13 protein-coding genes are annotated in these 15,311 nt (G+C 71.1%); 8 read left to right on the forward strand and 5 right to left on the reverse strand.

The annotated features are described in order from the left end of the window. Positions 1-59: 59 nt before the first annotated feature. The 6 genes from NR798_RS23465 to NR798_RS23490 all read left to right on the forward strand — a co-directional run bounded on the left by NR798_RS23465 (position 60) and on the right by NR798_RS23490 (position 5,351). Positions 60-455 (forward strand): S24/S26 family peptidase, encoded by a 396-nt coding sequence (locus tag NR798_RS23465; RefSeq protein WP_375764703.1) that lies wholly within the window; start codon positions 60-62, stop codon positions 453-455. Further along, positions 452-742 carry a PqqD family protein gene (locus NR798_RS23470; RefSeq protein ID WP_375764704.1) on the forward strand — a complete coding sequence of 97 codons (291 nt, stop codon included), beginning with the start codon at positions 452-454 and terminating at the stop codon, positions 740-742. Before NR798_RS23465 ends, NR798_RS23470 begins: the two co-directional genes overlap by 4 nt. Next, on the forward strand, positions 739-1,242 hold the full coding sequence (locus NR798_RS23475) for a hypothetical protein (protein ID WP_375764705.1): 504 nt from the start codon (positions 739-741) through the stop codon (positions 1,240-1,242). Before NR798_RS23470 ends, NR798_RS23475 begins: the two co-directional genes overlap by 4 nt. Positions 1,243-1,254: 12 nt before the next feature. Continuing rightward, the gene (locus NR798_RS23480; RefSeq protein ID WP_375764706.1) at positions 1,255-4,326 is read left to right on the forward strand and encodes a PQQ-binding-like beta-propeller repeat protein; all 3,072 of its coding nucleotides are present in this window, start codon (positions 1,255-1,257) and stop codon (positions 4,324-4,326) included. A gap of 82 nt (positions 4,327-4,408) precedes the next feature. Then, the gene (locus NR798_RS23485; protein WP_375764707.1) at positions 4,409-4,543 is read left to right on the forward strand and encodes a hypothetical protein; all 135 of its coding nucleotides are present in this window, start codon (positions 4,409-4,411) and stop codon (positions 4,541-4,543) included. A 19-nt stretch (positions 4,544-4,562) separates the two neighbouring features. Next, positions 4,563-5,351 carry a hypothetical protein gene (locus NR798_RS23490; RefSeq protein ID WP_375764708.1) on the forward strand — a complete coding sequence of 263 codons (789 nt, stop codon included), beginning with the start codon at positions 4,563-4,565 and terminating at the stop codon, positions 5,349-5,351. 49 nt (positions 5,352-5,400) lie between these two features. Here the strand turns inward: NR798_RS23490 and NR798_RS23495 are convergent, their stop codons facing one another. Then, the gene (locus NR798_RS23495) at positions 5,401-7,458 is read right to left on the reverse strand and encodes a hypothetical protein (protein ID WP_375764709.1); all 2,058 of its coding nucleotides are present in this window, start codon (positions 7,456-7,458) and stop codon (positions 5,401-5,403) included. A gap of 160 nt (positions 7,459-7,618) precedes the next feature. Here NR798_RS23495 and miaA point away from each other — a divergent pair, with 160 nt between their 5' ends. Next, on the forward strand, positions 7,619-8,530 hold the full coding sequence (gene miaA / locus NR798_RS23500) for a tRNA (adenosine(37)-N6)-dimethylallyltransferase MiaA (RefSeq protein WP_375773813.1): 912 nt from the start codon (positions 7,619-7,621) through the stop codon (positions 8,528-8,530). Positions 8,531-8,597: 67 nt separating this feature from the next. After that, positions 8,598-10,847, forward strand: a complete 2,250-nt coding sequence (locus tag NR798_RS23505) for an ATP-binding protein (RefSeq protein ID WP_375764710.1) — start codon at positions 8,598-8,600, stop codon at positions 10,845-10,847. A 56-nt stretch (positions 10,848-10,903) separates the two neighbouring features. Here the strand turns inward: NR798_RS23505 and NR798_RS23510 are convergent, their stop codons facing one another. The 4 genes from NR798_RS23510 to NR798_RS23525 all read right to left on the reverse strand — a co-directional run bounded on the left by NR798_RS23510 (position 10,904) and on the right by NR798_RS23525 (position 15,238). Continuing rightward, the gene (locus NR798_RS23510; protein WP_375764711.1) at positions 10,904-11,266 is read right to left on the reverse strand and encodes a DUF6748 domain-containing protein; all 363 of its coding nucleotides are present in this window, start codon (positions 11,264-11,266) and stop codon (positions 10,904-10,906) included. A 111-nt stretch (positions 11,267-11,377) separates the two neighbouring features. Continuing rightward, on the reverse strand, positions 11,378-13,114 hold the full coding sequence (locus NR798_RS23515) for a two-component system response regulator (RefSeq protein ID WP_375764712.1): 1,737 nt from the start codon (positions 13,112-13,114) through the stop codon (positions 11,378-11,380). 48 nt (positions 13,115-13,162) lie between these two features. Beyond that, the gene (locus NR798_RS23520; protein WP_375764713.1) at positions 13,163-14,122 is read right to left on the reverse strand and encodes a diguanylate cyclase; all 960 of its coding nucleotides are present in this window, start codon (positions 14,120-14,122) and stop codon (positions 13,163-13,165) included. Positions 14,123-14,488: 366 nt separating this feature from the next. Next, positions 14,489-15,238 (reverse strand): tetratricopeptide repeat protein, encoded by a 750-nt coding sequence (locus tag NR798_RS23525; protein ID WP_375764714.1) that lies wholly within the window; start codon positions 15,236-15,238, stop codon positions 14,489-14,491. Positions 15,239-15,311 lie beyond the last annotated feature (73 nt).

Raw genomic sequence — 15,311 nt, forward strand, 5'->3', positions numbered from 1 at the left:
GGTTTGATGTGTCGGGATTGTGACCTTACAATCCCGTTCCAGTCATGCCGCCAGACTGGATGGTTGGAGGTCGAAACGAGGGCCCGTGCTGGATTCCCATCCAGGGAGACAGCATGTGGCCCTCGTTGCGTTCGGGGGACGTGGCGGAGGTGGAGCCGTGGGGCGGGGAGCTGCGCCCGGGCGAGGTGGTGCTCGCGCGCTTTCCGCATGCGCTGGTGGTGCACCGCGTGCGCCGGTGTGACGGGGACACGTGCGTGCTGCTCGGGGACAACGCCTGGGCGGAGGATCCCCCCGTGCCGCGCGAGCGGGTGCTGGGACGGGTGCGCCAGGTGCGCCGGGGCGGCGAGGTGCTCGGGCCGGGCCGGTGGGACCGGGGGCCGCTGCGCTGGGGCCGCTGGCGCGTGGGAGTGAAGCGCGGGCTGGCGGCGCTGCTCGGAAGACGGAGGCGCGCATGAGCTTCCGCCCGGACAGCATCCCCCGCAGGCGCGAGGGCGCGGAGGGCCAGCGCTTCGGCGCGGACTTCGTGGTGCTGGATGCGGAAGGGCGGATGTTGCGCGGCCTCAACGAGACCGCGGCGCGCGTCTGGGACTTGAGTGACGGCCAGCGCACCGCGCGGGAGATCGCCGCCGTGGTGGCGCACGAGTACGGCGTGGACGTGGAGCAGGTGCTCGGGGATTGCCTGCGCTTCCTCGAGCGGCTCGCGGGACATGGACTGTTGGACGCGGAGGAGGTGCTTCGATGAGAGCGCTCGTGATGGCGTCGGTGGTCCTGTGGCTGGCCGCCTGTGACGAAGCCCGTCCTCCGGAGCCTCCGGGTGGGGCAGGGGAGCCGCCCGTGGAGCCCGGGCCCGTGGTGCCCGCCGAGGTGTCGTGGAATGGCCTCTCGCCGCAGGTGAGGCCCACGCCGCCGCTGCCTCCCTTGGTGGGCTCGGCGGACGTCACCTACGTGCCCGAGGGCGCGCGGGGCCTGTCGGAGGTGACGGCGGTGGAGGTGCGGCTGCGCGTGAGCGGCATCGTCGGCTCGGCGTCGGTGGACGCGGAACTCCTCGCGCCGGGCCCCGCCGCGTACGAGAAGCACACCCGGAAGGTGGAGGCTGTGCCCACCGAGCAGCGCGAGCTCGTCTTCAGCCTGCCGGTGGCGGGGACGAACATCCCCTTCCACGGCCTGAGTGGGAGTTGGGAGGCGCGCTTCTTCGTCGATGGGGTGCCGCTCACCACCACCACCTTCACCCTGGACCGCTGAGGAGGCTCCGCCATGAACGCACGCCTGCTCGCGCTGCTGACCCTGCTGCTGCCCGCCACCGTGCTCGCCCAGAACGCGTGGACCGTCACCCCGGTGGAGGGCTCCGCGGTGATGGGGGAGATCTCCTCGCTCGTCTTCGAGGTCCGCAACGCCTCCACCAGCACCCGTCCCCTCAACGAGGTCAGCCTCGCCGTCGATGGTGCCGCCTATGACGTCGATGGCGGTGACGCACCGGCGGGCTGGACGGTGAGCACCATCGATCGCAAGGAGCGCCGCATCACCTACCGGGCCACGGGCTCCTGCACCCCCGGACCCCTGGGGCTCGCGCCGGGAGCCTCCGCGCGCTTCACCCTGCGGCTCGTGGGACTCGCGGCCAATGCCGACACCACCGACGCGCTGGTGGGCGGCAACAATCCCACCAAGTCGAGCATGGCCCGGGACACGTGCCCCGGTGGCGTCACGTTCACCGGAGACCCGGCGCTGGCGCGCTGGAAGCGCGTGGGCCTGTCCGCCACCCTCACGGCCCTGCCGCGCACCCTGCAGCTCGGGGCCAATGTCACGGTGCAGCTCATCGTGGTGAACCGCTCGCTGGTGAACCAGAGCAACATCACCCTGAGCGGCCCGGCGGTGGTGGGCAGCGCGGCCTTCGGCAAGACGGTGACGGCCTTCTCGCCGGCCACGCTCTCGCTGGCTCCGGGGGCCACCGGGGCCTTCACCGGCAGGCTCCAGTCCACGGCGGAGGGGTCCTCGGTCTTCCAGGCCTCCGCGGGCAACGGCACGGTGAGCACCGCGCCGACGTCCTCGCTCCAGGTGAGCGTGAGCAGCTTCCCGGCGCTCGTCGAGGCCCTGCCCGCCAGCATCGCCCCGGGCGACACGGTGACGGTCCGCCTCGTGGTGTCCAACCCCTCCACCAGCCTCTACCGGGACGTCGTTCCCCGGGCCCCCACCTTCGTGGGAACGGCGATGCCTTCGCTGCTGAGCGGTCCCACGCCCGCGAGCGCCTCGTCGCTCGGCCCGGGCTCGTCCGTCTCCTTCATCTGGAAGTACCGCATGGACGGCCCCATCGGCAGCACCTTCCTGTTCGAGGGCCAGGCAGATGCCACGCGCTCCGGTGCGCCCCTCTCCACGGGGTGGGTGGCCTCCGCGCAGGGCCGTATCGTCGAGCACCGGCTGGCCATCGAGCCGTCCTCCCTCATCTCCGGCGCCAGGAACCGCACCCTCCGCTACACCCTCTACAACGGCGGCACAGTGGAGATCCGGACCGTGAAGCTGCTCCCGCCGGATCCGGTCTTCTTCACCGTCTCGGGCACGCCGTTCGCCAACGACGGCAGCGGCTGGGTGAAGGACACCAAGGGGGGCTACACGTGGACGGCGCCCACCGGAGCGCCCGGCCTCGCCCCGGGCTCGCAGAAGACCTTCTCGTTCGACTACTCCGCCATCGGCAACGTCACCAGCGACACGGCCTTCAGCCACCAGCTGGAGCTGACCCAGGTCAGCGGCACCACCACCAACACGCTGCGCGTGGACGCGCCCGTCACCCTCTTCGTCAACCGCGCGGTGCCCGAAGTGGACTCCCTGGTGGCGATCGCCGGGCAGAGCCGCAACACGCTGGTGTGGACCAACCCGTCCGACCATGACGGAGTGCTCGTGCTGCGCGCCGTGGGCACCGCCCCCAACACCGCCCCCGAGCCGGGCCGGCGCTACGTGGCGGGCGAGACGCTCGGCAACGCGACGGTGGTGTACTCGGACGAGCTGAGCGTGGCCTCCACCGTCGAGGACTCCGGGCTCACCAACGGCACGGCCTACGTCTACCGGGTGCACAACCACGACACGCTGTACCGGTACTCTCCCGGCAACGCGCCGCAGTCGCTCGGGCTGAAGTCCGTCCCCACCAGCCGCGCGGCCGGCCAGCCGCTGTGGTGCTACAGCGTGGGCTTCTCCACGTTGCAGCAGCCCATCACCGAGCTGGGCGTGGGCATCTTCAGCTCCAACACCTCGGGCCGCGTGACGGCCAACCTGACGAACACGGCCTCGCCCGCGCTGGATGGCCACGAGCGCTGGCGGCCCGTGCAGCTCCAGGGCGCCGTGCAGAGCCGCTTCCCCATCGTCCCTCTCTCCGGCCTGCCCGGGCAGTACATCGTCACCGGAGATCAGGCGGGCTTCGCCTACGTCATCCGCACCGACACCGGGGAGCTCCTCTGGCGCTCCACCACCTCGCTCGGCACCATCCAGTCCTTCCCGGTGGTGCAGCTCCACGACACCACCTCCACCAACGCGGCCTACAAGGCGGCCTTCCCCGGGCGCGACCTGGCCTTCTTCGCCACCCGGCTGAGCACCGGCACCGCCAACAAGGTCGTGGCGCTCGACGCCGCCACCGGCACGCCCGTGTGGACATACGCCCCGGGGGATCTCGGGATGGTGAGCGGCGGCATGCTCATCGACTACACGTACAACCGGCTGTACGTGGGCGCGCGCTCCAACGGCGGCGCACTGGCCTCGCTGCGCGTCCTGGACTCGCTCACCGGCGCCGAGCTGGCCCGGTTGTCCCTCGGGGACATCGACTTCGGCCTCGTGCGCTATGGCTCGGCGGTGAACCTGGCGCTCGTGACGAACAGTGATGGCACGGTGTACGGCGTCGACATGGTGGGCCTGAAGGTCTCCTGGAGCGCTTCCGTGGCGAGCCGCCCCTCGGCCTCGGTGCCCGCGTTCTCCCAGTTCGCCCGCCCGGTGAATGGGGGCTTCGTGGTGAGCATCCTGGGCGCCAGCGACGCGGAGGGCAGGGTGGAGCGCTGGAGCGTCACCACCACCTCCACGGGCACCACGGTGAAGCAGCTCTGGGCCACGCCCATTCCCAGCCCGTCTGGCTCCTTCTCCTTCACGAGCGGCGGCGTGCAGCGCCTCTACGTCGGCGGCAAGGACGAGAAGCTGCACGAGCTGGACATCACCACCGGCGTGGACGGCAAGCAGCTCTCGCTGCCCGGCGCGCTGGCCATCGGCACGCCCACGGTGGACAGCACCGTGTCGCGCCTCCACGTGGGCACCCAGGACGGCCGCATCTGCGCCTTCCCGGTGCCGTTCCCCTGAGCCCTTTCCCGAGCCCTTCTTGACGCGAGACCGCGAGCCAGTTTCCGGGGCAAACCCGACCGCGCCCGACTCGAAGGAGCCGGTGCCGGCCCCGCGTGCGCGCGTCTACGAGCCGCCCGCGGTCCTCTGGGAGCAGCCCTTCGTCGCGCTCGCGCAGGTGTCCTTCCACGACGACTACGGCTGCGACATTCCGGGCTCGTGCTCGGACCTGCCGTGAGGGGGCTTCGTCCCATGGGGTGACGCTCGCGCTGGCCGGCTGGACGGTGTCGCTCGAGTGCGAGGACGCGGCGCTGGAGGAGTCACTCGCCCGGGCCTTCCCGGCGTTCCGCACCGAGGCACCCGCCCAGGCACGAATTCGGGTGCTGCGCCCGGCGGCTCCGGCTTCGGCGTCCAGCATGCGCTCCCTGCCCGAGCCCCGCCCCGTTCCGGGTGGAGGCCTGCGGGTGGAGGGAGAGGACTACGTGGCGGAGCTCGCCCCCGAGGGCCGGAGCGCCACGGTGACGGGCGAGGGCCGCTTCCCGGTGGACACGGTGTTGAAGGTGATGCTCGCGGGCGAGCTGGCGCGGCGGGGGGGCCTGCTGGTGCACGGCGTGGCGGTGGAGCACGAGGGCCGGGCCGCGCTCTGGACGGGGCATTCGGGAGCGGGGAAGAGCACCCTGGGCACGCTGTGGGCGAGGGCCGGGGGCACGGTGCTGACGGACGAGCTGGTGGCGGTGTGGCCCGAGGCGGAGGGCTGGAGGGCCGCCGGGACGCCGTGGAACGTGGGAGTTCCCCGCGAGGCCTCGCTGCGCGTGGTGGGGCTGCTGGGCTGGGACGCGGCCTCGCGCTGGGAGCCCGTGGGAGCCGGGGAGGTGGCCCGGGTGCTGCTGCTCAACGCGCTCCTGCCCGAGTCCTCCGCCGCCGGCCGCCGCCATCTGCTGGGCACGGCGAGCCGCCTGTTGTCGGGCGTGGAGACGGCCCGGCTCGTCTTCGCGCGGGATGCCTCCGCCGCGGACGTGGTGCGCGCCGGGCTGGGGACGAAGTGACGCCGACTGGTCCAACAGTCGGACCAGTTGGTGGACGTCGCGCTCCCGCTCACCCGGGTGCGGAGGCCGGCGGCTCCGGCGGAGCAGCGTCCCCCGGAGGCTCGCGGGAATGCGAGGCCTGACACTGGCGCTTCAACTCGTCGGCGAAGCGTCTCGATCGGGAGATGAACGCGAGCTGGAGGGTCTGCCCGTCCACCAGGTCCACCTTCACGCTCTTGGGGTCGCTGAAACCGCCGCTACCGGAGCGCCGGATGTCGTGCAGGGGAACCTGGAGGGGATCGCCTCGCGTGGGCAGCCAGATCAGCCGGCTCTCGGTGAGCCAGAAGCTCCCGGAGCGGCGGTACTGGCGCCAGAAACAGAGCGCGGTGAGGAGCACCCATGCGCCCCACCAGATACCGGCACCGGGCGTCGCCCCCTCGCCACGCATCCTCACGGCGGCGCAGTGGGTGAAGGAGATCCCGAGCAACAGCAACACCACCGGCAGGAACAGGGACGGAGAGAACCGTCCGGAGCACAGGAGCTTCTCCCCGGGCGCGAGTGGCGCGGGAAGGGACTGGACGACGCTCCGTTCGAGCTGTTCGAGCCGCCGTGCGAGGGACGCCTCCCGCTCCTCCGGCGAGCCGAGTTGCTGGCTCGCGAGCGCTCCCACCCGGGCCCGGAGTCGCTCCACCTCGTGGGCGAGCACGAGGGCCGGCTCGGTCCCGGCCCAGGCCTCGGAACGGGCGCGATGATGCAGACGCTCCAGCGCCTCCACGAGCGCGGGCTCCTGGCGTCTCGCCTCGCGCAGCGTCTCGAGCCGTGGCCGCAGGTGGAGCTTCCACTTCGGCGCCTGGAGCGCCTCCTCCAGGGCGGAGTAGTGCGCGTGTGCGGCCTCCAGCACCTCGAGCCCGCCTTCGAGCTGGCGGCGGACATCCTCGGACGACAGCGGGGAGGCGCGCCGCTCCTCCTCACGGGGCGGTGAGTCCTGGAGCCACGGGGCCGGCTCGGAGGGAAGCGAGTTCGAGACCTGGAGGGCCTGGTAGTGGGGCTCGGTTGCCCGGTGCCTCGGGAGGTGCGGCTGGACCTGGAAGGGGATGAGCTGGAGGAAGGTTCTCTTGTCGCCCTTGAGCTTCACCTCGAGCCGCAGGCGCCACCTGAGTCCGTGATTCGCGAGCATGAAGCTGGTGGGCGCACCGGAGGGGATGGCGAACGTCACGTGGGGAAACTCGAGAAGCTCGCCCGCGCTCAGCGCCCGGTTCGTGCACGTCAGGACTTGTTCCGTGTACACGACGTGCTCTTGCGTGGTGCTCCGGTTGGGAAGGGTGTTCCATGCGCTGAAGAACGCCTGGAAGCTCTTCTCTGGGGAGATCGTCACCAGCTCGACGCACTCCAGCGAGATCGAGAGGTCATGCTCGGGCACTTCCTTCTCGGGCCGCAGATGGAGGCGCAGCCCGCTGCTCGTGCCCGGGGCCACGGCCGCCGAGTCGAACCACAGGTTGCCCATGGCGCGGGACCAGATGGGAGCGCGGCGGCGCCTTCGATAGAGGAGTGCACCGCCCACGCCGAGGAGGATGAGCGGGCAGAACAGGCCGGGGGCTTTCTGGGAGAGGAACGCCGCCAGGATGTAGATCAGGACGAGCACGCCCACGAAGGCGAAGTTCCCGTGGGCGTCCCTGGGAACCTTCAGCTCCAGCTCGTGCCAGGCGTCCGGAGCGCTGGTGGCGGGTGCGGGCTGCTTCGTCTCCGCGGGCACCAGGGAGAAGGGCGTCTCCACCTGGAGGATCGAGTCCAGGAAGCCGGGGACGCGGGCGTTGGCCTGCAGGTACCAGTCCACGGACACCAGACGCCCATGGTAGGTGGGCGGCGATTCCGGGGCCTCGAGACGGAATGGGTAGCGCAGCTCCTGGCCGGCGAGCCACTCTTCCCGCTCGCTCAAGGTGAGCAGGTGCTCGGCGAGGCCCGGCTCGGTGATGCCCTGGCCTCGAGCCCGCCACTGCCAGCGGAGGGCCAGTTGCTCGCACCGGCACGGCTTGAGAACCTTCACCACGACGGTGCCGGTGATGAGCTCTCCAGGCGCATAGGTGCTCTCGCTGTCGTCCAGTTCGAGCTGGATCGAACACTTCGCCATCGGCCATCCCCCCGGAGCGCCCGCCGCCTCCTGAAGCCAAATGGCTCATGGTTACAGCCCCGGGGGCTTCCGGGGGATCGTTCCGCGGTGCCGCTGGAACGTCCGCTGCTTCATCGTCCGAGCGCGGATGACACGCCCCAGCCTACTATCCTGTTCCGTGATGAAACCCTTCCTCACCGTCATCGCTGGACCCACCGCGTCCGGGAAGACCGCGCTCGCCATCGAGCTCGCCCGCCGCGAGGGGGGGGAGATCGTCAGCGCGGACTCGCAGCAGGTGTACCGGTATTTCGACATCGGGACGGCGAAGCCCTCGGCGGAGGAGCTGGCGGCGGTGCCGCACCACCTCATCTCGGTGGTGGAGCCGCTCGAGCCCTTCTCCGCCGCCGAGTACCAGCGCCGGGCGGATGCGGCCATTGAGGACATCGCCTCGCGGGGCAAGCCCGTGTTCGTGGTGGGCGGCACGGGCATGTACCTGCGCATCCTGCTGCATGGCCTGGTGGAGGCACCGGGAGCGGATCCCGAGCTGCGCGCGGAGCTGGAGGCGCTCGCCGCCGCCGAGGGCCGGGAGGCGGTGCACCGCAAGCTCGCCGAGGTGGATCCGGAGACGGCCGCGAAGCTGCCGCCGAACGATCTGGTGCGCACCATCCGGGCGCTGGAGATCCACAAACAGACGGGCAAGCCGGCGTCCGAGTTCCGCAAGGAGCATGCGTTCGCGGCGGAGCGCTATCCCTTCCGGATGCACGTGCTGACGCCGCCGCGCGAGGTGCTGTACCAGCGCATCAACGAGCGCACCGCGGCCATGTTCCAGCGCGGGCTGGTGGACGAGGTGCGCGAGCTGATCGCCCGGGGTCATGCCGACGCGGCGCCGATGCGCAGCGTGGGGTACGTGCAGGCGAAGGCGGTGGTGGACGGAAGGCTGACGGTGGAGGAGGCCATCCAGCAGGCGGCCCAGGAGACGCGCCGTTACGCCAAGCGGCAGCTCACATGGTTCCGCAAGGAAGCGGGAGCGAGCTTCGCCGGGGAGGTGCCGTATTCCGTCGAGGTGCAGCTGAGGGAGGGGGGCTCGGGCTGAGTCCCCTGGGGTCCCGGGCATGCCTAACTTTGCTCCTGGGCTTCTCTTGCCTGGGGAGCGAAGCGAAATGGATGCGCATGCAGGGCAGGTAGCACCACGGCGGCATCCCCGGCTGTCGAGGGGGTGGCCAGGGTGGCGGCGGACCGCTCTTCTTCTCCTGGAGCACCTCGCGATCGCCGGTGGCTATGTGCTGCTGGGCTGGCTCGGAATGGTGCTCATGCCCGACGGCCGGCTGATCACCATCTGGCCAGCGGGGGGCTTTGCCCTCGCGATGCTCCTCCTGCGCGGTACCTCGCGATGGCCGGCCGTCCTGCTCGGTTCGCTGCTCAACGCCTATTGGTTCGTTCCCTGGCAATGGGTCGTCGCGGAGGGCACCACCGTCTCCGCCGTCCAGGAGTACGCCGCCACGCTCCTGACGGGCGTGGCTCGCGCGTTCTCGACCGTGGTGGGCGTCTGGCTCATCCGCCGGTACGTGGGGACGACGCGTTGGCCTCACACCGTGCGCGGGGTCATCACCTTCGTGGTCGTCGCGGGCCTCGGTCATTCCGCCATCGCCGCCTTCACCACCCATGCCGCGCTGCTGGCGGTGGGGCTCGTCGAGCTCGGGCCGTTGTTCCTCCGGCAGACCTGGATCTGGTTCAACGCCAACAGCGCGGGGGTTCTGGCCGTGACCCCCGTCTTCCTGGCGCTCGCCGAGGGTCCGACAGGGCGTCCGCACCGGGCCCGCTGGGAGGTGGCGCTGGTGACGGCCTTGTCGCTGCTCGCCGCCCTCATCGCCCTCGATCTCCGGCGGCGGTTCAACGATGTCGGCATCCCGCTGGCGTACCCGATGATCCCCATCGTTCTCTGGGCGGCGCTGCGGTTCGGCGCCCAGGGCGCGGTCCTCTCCTGTCTTCTCTGGGGCGGCGTGGCGTTCTACTCCATGTACCTCTTGAAGGTGGGAGAGCTGGCGCTCGCACGGGGCTTCACGCATTACCAGGCGCGGTTCGTGGTGCTCACCGCCTTCATCCTCGTCCTGGCCGCCGCCTTCGAGGAGCGTCATCAGATGCAGCGGGCCCTGGAGAAGGAGCGCGAGAGCCTCGAGGCTCGGGTGGCCGAGCGCACCCGGGAGCTCGCGCGGTTCCTCTCCCTGCTGCACTCCTCGCTGGAGTCCACCGCCGATGGCCTGCTCGTCGTCGATCTCAAGGGCCACATCACCGCCATGAATCAGCGCTTCGCCGAGCTGTGGCGGCTCCCCGCGTCCGTGCTCGAGAGTGGCGATGATGCGCGGGCGCTGGGCTTCGTGCGCGAGCAGGTGGTGGATCCCGAGGCCTTCGTCTCCCGCGTGGAGCACCTCTACGCGCATCCCGAGCTGGAGAGCGAGGACGAGGTCCATCTCGAGGACGGCCGCGTCTTCCATCGCGTCTCGCGGCCCCAGCGCCTGGGGGAGGAGATCGTCGGCCGGGTGTGGAGCTTCCGCGACATCACCGTGCGGCGTCAGGCGGAGGCCGAGAGGGATCGCCTGCTCGTGGAGGAGAGCCGGGCACGGCAGGAGGCGGAGCGGGCCTTCCGGGAGGCCCAGAAGGCGCTCGGGATGCGTGACGACTTCCTGTCGATCGCGGCCCACGAGATGAAGACCCCGCTGACGACCATGCAGATGCAGCTCCAACGCCTGCAGCGGTTGGTTGCGGGGGCGTCCGGAGGCCAGGTGGAGGCCGCCCGGCTGAAGCCCGTGGTCGCCGCGGCGCTGCGCCAGTTGCGGCGCTTCCAGGATCTCGCGGATCAGCTCCTGGACATCACGCAGCTCACCACGGGGAGGCTCGATCCCCAGCACGAGCCGCTCGACTTCCGGGAGGTCGTGGCGGAGCAGCTCGAGCAGCATGCGGAGGCCGCGCAGAAGGCCCGCTCGGAGTTGCGGTTGGAGTGCACCGGTCCGATCCCCGGCGAGTGTGATCGCCTGCGTCTTGGGCGGATCGTGGGCTGCCTGCTCTCCAATGCGATCAAGTTCGGCGCCGGCAGTCCCCTCACGGTCCGGCTCGAGGCCGGGGAGCGGCGCGTGCGCCTGCAGGTGATCGATCACGGAATCGGCATCGCGCCGGAGGACCACGCGCGGATCTTCGAGCGGTTGGAGCGCGCGGTGGATTCACGGCACTACGGAGGGTTGGGGCTCGGGCTGTGGATTGCCCGCCAGAGCGCCGAGGCCCTTGGGGGTCGCGTCACCGTCGAGAGCGAGCTGGGCAAGGGCGCCACCTTCACCGTCGAGCTTCCGCGGAGCTGTCAGCCGACTTCGATGCGAAGGGACGAGCCACCCGCGGAGCAGGAGCGGCCCACCGCCTGAGCGGCTCGGGACTCCAGCGCGTGCAGGGACTGCTGGAGCGAGCGCAGGGGGTGGCATTACGGCTCGACGACGGACTGGACCACGAACACGCGGGCATCGCCCTCGCCGCGCGGGGCTCCGTCGGCCACCAGCCCGTCGGACATGTAGATGCGGTTGGAGGCCTGCTGCCGCTTGTCCTGCGTCATGCCGGGCGGGTACTCGATTCCGCTCACCAAGATGCTCGCGCTCGAGCCGAGCGGCGAGACGCGGAGGGAGGGGCAGGGCGCCGCGACGCACCGGATCCCGCTGTCGGAGATCCGGTACGTGCCAGGGCCGCTGACCTCACTCGCATCGTGGAAGATGTCGTCGTCGAAGATGCCGCCGCCCGGACCACACGCGGAGACACCGAGCACCAGGAACGCGCAGAGGGATTTTCTCATGGTGCGCAATGCCGGTTGCAAGGTGCATTCCCGAACCAACCCCCGGGGTTTCGGGGGGTTGCGCGCACACGGGCCCTCAGAATTCCGTGGTAACCGGGGGCGCTCCACGCCTCAGGAGGCGTAGCGGCCCGTCTCGTCGGACACGACGTCGCTGTCCCCGGAGCGGCCCGGCTGGGTGGCCGGCGCGCTGGTGGGGACATGGCCCATGAGCTGGCGCAGCAGCCGCTCGGGGTCCACGGGCTTGGGCAGGAAGGCCTCGGCGCCGGCGTCGAGCGCGCGCTGGCGCACGTGGGGCCGGTTCAACCCGCTCATCACCACCACCCGGGTGTCGCGCGTGAGCGGGTGCTGTTTGAGGCCCTCGCACAGCCGCAGGCCGTCCACCCAGTGCAGCACCACGTCCAGGAGGATTGCCGTGGGCGGGCGGCGCGCCACCGCGCAGAAGAGTGCCAGCTCGTCGGCGAAGGCCACCACGCGGGCCCCGGTGGACTCCAGCAGCTGCGTCATCGCCTCGCGCTGATCCGGATCGTCATCGACGATGTAGTAGAGGTCCGGCTCGAGCGAGGGAATGGTCGCCGGCATGGGCTCCACGGCGGTGCGCACCCAGGAGGCCATGGTCTCGCGGATGCCGGCCCAGCGGGCGGCGTTGAGCAGGGAGAGCGGAGTGGGGGAGGAGAGCCCCAGCACGCCACCGCCGCCCATGCCGCCCGAGGTGCCGCGGTTGCGAGCCGCCAGGAAGGCCTGGGGCGCGCGGCGTCCGGCGCGGCGCAGCCAGGCCATGGAGCGGGCGCCCGCGGCCGAGTCCTCGAGCATCTCGTGGAGCCCCTCGCGCACGTAGCGGCGCTCCAGGGCGGGGCCCTCCAGGCCGGCGTCGAGCAGCGCCACGGCGGCGCGGCTGCAGGAGGCGAGCGTCTCGGACAGGCCGAGCTGCAGCGGGTGGCCGAAGGCGGCGGCGCCCACGGCGAGCTGCCCGGGGGCCACCAGCGTGCGTCCCGGCCCGTACGGCAGCCGCGTCGTCTCCAGGGCGGCGAGCTCGAAACCCTCCTCCACCAGGCCGTCGCGGGCGGCCATCATCAGCACCTGGCACAGGTCCGCCGGCGTCACCGCGGCGCCGAAGGCGAGCGCGTACACCGAGTGCGCACCGGGCAGCAGCAGCAGCCCGTCCACGGAGGCCATGGGCGAGAGCCACAGCCGCGCGAGCGGTGCCACGGTCAGCCGGGGCGAGGCATGCCGCAGCCGCGCCTGCACCGCGGAGATGGTGGGGGCGGGCTTGAAGCCCGGGAAGAAGGCATCGCCCATGGAGGGACCGGCGCCCGTGGCGAGCGCCACCGCGTGGAAGCGCTCGCCGCTGCCCTGGGCCCTCACCACGAGCGGGCCGCTCTTGCGCACCGCGGCGGGAGCGTCCGGCGCCGAGGGCTGGTGCTCCACCCGCTCCACGCGCCGGGGCACGAAGCGCGCGCCCTGGGCGGTGGCGGCGCCCGCGAGCACCTCCCGCACCAGCGCGAGGCCACCCTGGCCCTGGGGCCACCCGTCCACGACCCACAGGCCGCCGGGCGTCGAGGGCAGCACCTCGCGGTTGCCGTGCGAGAGGATCTCCACGCCGCGTAGCTCATGGGCGCGCCACTCGGGGGGCACGCGGCAGCCGAGCGCGGCGAGCCGGGAGCGGCACTCGGGCGTCAGCAGGGCGGGCGGGGCGATGGTGCCCGGCTCGCCGCTCTCGTACACCCGGACGTCGAGCGCACAGCCGCGGGCCCTCCCGTTGAAGAGCAGCGAGGCGGCCAGGCCCGCGCCGGCGATCCCACCCCCCACGATGGCCACCCTGGAACCACTCGCCAGCTTGCTCCCGTTCATCCGCGCCCTCACTCCACCGTCCATCGGTCCTCTGGGGGTTTCTGGTTGTCAGTGACGCTGAACCTTGGGGGGCGGCAGCTCCGTCGCCCCGTACACCACCACGCGATCGCGGCCCTCGCGCTTGGCCTCGTAGAGCGCCGCGTCCGCCGCCCTCAGCAGGGCCTCGGTGCTCTCCTTCGGTTGCGCGGTGGAGTGATCCGCGATCCCCACGCTCACGCTCAGCCCGAAGGGCGCCGGCCGCCCGTCGCTGCGCGTCACCTTCACGGTGCGCAGTCCGGCGCGGATCCGCTCGGCGAAAACCGCTGCCTCGGCCGCCGTCTGGTGGGGCAGGAGCGCGACGAACTCATCGCCGCCGAAGCGGGCCGCGAAGTCCACCTCGCGCAGGTTGGTGCGCAGGTGGCTGGCGAGCGCCAGGATCGCCCGGTTGCCCACGTCGTGGCCCATGCCGTCGTTGATGGCCTTGAGGTGATCCAGGTCGATGACGACCACCGACATGGGGTACTGGTAGCGGTTGGCGCGCTTGAACTCCTCGTCCAGCCGGATGGAGAGGGCGCGGAAGTTGGCCAGACCCGTGAGGGCGTCCGTCTGGGCGAGCACCTGGAGCCGCTGCTGCTGCTCGCTCTGGCGCAGGGCCCGGTCGATGCGGGCCATCAGCTCGCGAGCGCTCGCCGGCTTGTGGACGAAGTCCACCGCGCCCATCTCCAGGCACTTCTCCAGCGTGGCCTCGTCCGAGTCGCCGGTGAGGAAGATGACGGGCACGGACTCGGTCGCCTTGTCGTGCTGCAGCGACTCGAGCACCGACAGGCCGTCCTCATGGTCCAGGAAGCGATCCAGCAGCACGAGGTCCGGATGGCGCTCGCGGGCGAGCACCAGGCCCGACTGCCCGTCGCTGGCGCCGAGGACATCGAACCGGGCGGCGAGCAGCTCCACCAGGCTGTCGCGTGTACCCGGGTCGTCCTCCACGACCAGGATCAGGGCCCTTTCACTGGGGCGCTCGTGCCGTTCCATGGTCCGCTCCACTTCCCGCGTCTGCCTGGTAATGGCAGGCCGAAAGTCTCGGGTGCCACGCCCCTCGGAGGGTGAACCCTCCCGCCCATCCTCCTCCGCCGCCCAAGGCGCGCACCCCACGTCCTCCTCCGCCTTCACCCGAGACCCCCGGCTGCCAAATCCGCTGTCTCCAGCTCCGTCGCCGGGCCGCTCGGGCCCGATCACGTGTCAACCCAGGAGCAAGGGCCGTGCCCCTCTTCACGGCAACCGAGGGGGGAGTGATTCCAGGGACTTGCAGCCGTCGTCTCGGGCGGAGGTGCCCCCGACTAGGCAAGAGTTGCAGCGTTCCCGGTTATCCCACCAGTAGGAATTCCCGGGAGGTGGGGCTCAGCGTCGGGGGTTGAACTGAACGCGCCGGCCGCCGCCGCCGCCGAGCATCTGGGGCGGAGGCGTCTCCAGACCGAACTGCCACCACATGGGCTCATACGGCTTCATCTTCAGCTTCTTGTCATTCTGAAGGGCCGCGAGGCTGTTCTTGAGCTTCTCGTCGGAAGGGTTGGCCTCCACGCCGCGCCCGAGCACCCGGAGCGCCTCGTCCTTCTCCTTGTTCTGCACGAGGCACCAGGCGTACACGGCCCACACCAGCGGCTCCTTCTTGCCGGCGGTGACGGCGGCCTCGAAGGACTGCTTCATCGCGGGGAAGTCCTTGCGCTGGTAGTGCAGGGCGCCCTGCATGGCCTTGGCCATGTAGTTGCGCGCGCTCGCCTTGGCGAAGTGCTTCTGGGCCCCGTCCAGATCCTTGGACATGTACTTGAGCATGCCGATCTGCGAGTGGATCTCCGGCCCCACCATGAACTGCCACTTGTCGTAGGCGAGCCCCCCCTCCAGCATCTTGATGGCCCGCTCGACACGCGCCTGGGCTTCCTTCTGGCTGGTCGGCTGGCCCTGGAGCTCCTTCTGGACGGAGCCCATGAGGACCTGGAGCTGGTTGCCGATCCGCCGGGCGAGCAGCAGGTAGGTCGCGATGAAGGCGATGGAGCCCGGGATGATGCCGGCCCAGATGGAGCCGATACCGGAGAGCTTGATACCCAGGGTGATGACGAGACCCACACCCAGGGCGATGAGAAGATTGTACATGGCGCCCGTTTATCCATCAGTGTGTAGGACCGCAATCTTCAGATGCGTCCGGGCGGGCATCGCGCTATACGTC

It is taken from the genome of Archangium gephyra (genome assembly GCF_042230915.1).
GTDB classification, from domain to species: Bacteria; Myxococcota; Myxococcia; order Myxococcales; family Myxococcaceae; genus Archangium; species Archangium gephyra_B.

Bases quoted from the DNA above. Each gene is read 5' to 3' on its own strand.
- NR798_RS23465 (WP_375764703.1), top strand. From the start codon at position 60: ATGGTTGGAGGTCGAAACGAGGGCCCGTGCTGGATTCCCATCCAGGGA.
- NR798_RS23470 (WP_375764704.1), top strand. From the start codon at position 452: ATGAGCTTCCGCCCGGACAGCATCCCCCGCAGGCGCGAGGGCGCGGAG.
- NR798_RS23475 (WP_375764705.1), top strand. From the start codon at position 739: ATGAGAGCGCTCGTGATGGCGTCGGTGGTCCTGTGGCTGGCCGCCTGT.
- NR798_RS23480 (WP_375764706.1), top strand. From the start codon at position 1,255: ATGAACGCACGCCTGCTCGCGCTGCTGACCCTGCTGCTGCCCGCCACC.
- NR798_RS23495 (WP_375764709.1), bottom strand. From the start codon at position 7,458: ATGGCGAAGTGTTCGATCCAGCTCGAACTGGACGACAGCGAGAGCACC.
- miaA (WP_375773813.1), top strand. From the start codon at position 7,619: ATGAAACCCTTCCTCACCGTCATCGCTGGACCCACCGCGTCCGGGAAG.
- NR798_RS23505 (WP_375764710.1), top strand. From the start codon at position 8,598: ATGGATGCGCATGCAGGGCAGGTAGCACCACGGCGGCATCCCCGGCTG.
- NR798_RS23510 (WP_375764711.1), bottom strand. From the start codon at position 11,266: ATGAGAAAATCCCTCTGCGCGTTCCTGGTGCTCGGTGTCTCCGCGTGT.
- NR798_RS23515 (WP_375764712.1), bottom strand. From the start codon at position 13,114: ATGAACGGGAGCAAGCTGGCGAGTGGTTCCAGGGTGGCCATCGTGGGG.
- NR798_RS23520 (WP_375764713.1), bottom strand. From the start codon at position 14,122: ATGGAACGGCACGAGCGCCCCAGTGAAAGGGCCCTGATCCTGGTCGTG.
- NR798_RS23525 (WP_375764714.1), bottom strand. From the start codon at position 15,238: ATGTACAATCTTCTCATCGCCCTGGGTGTGGGTCTCGTCATCACCCTG.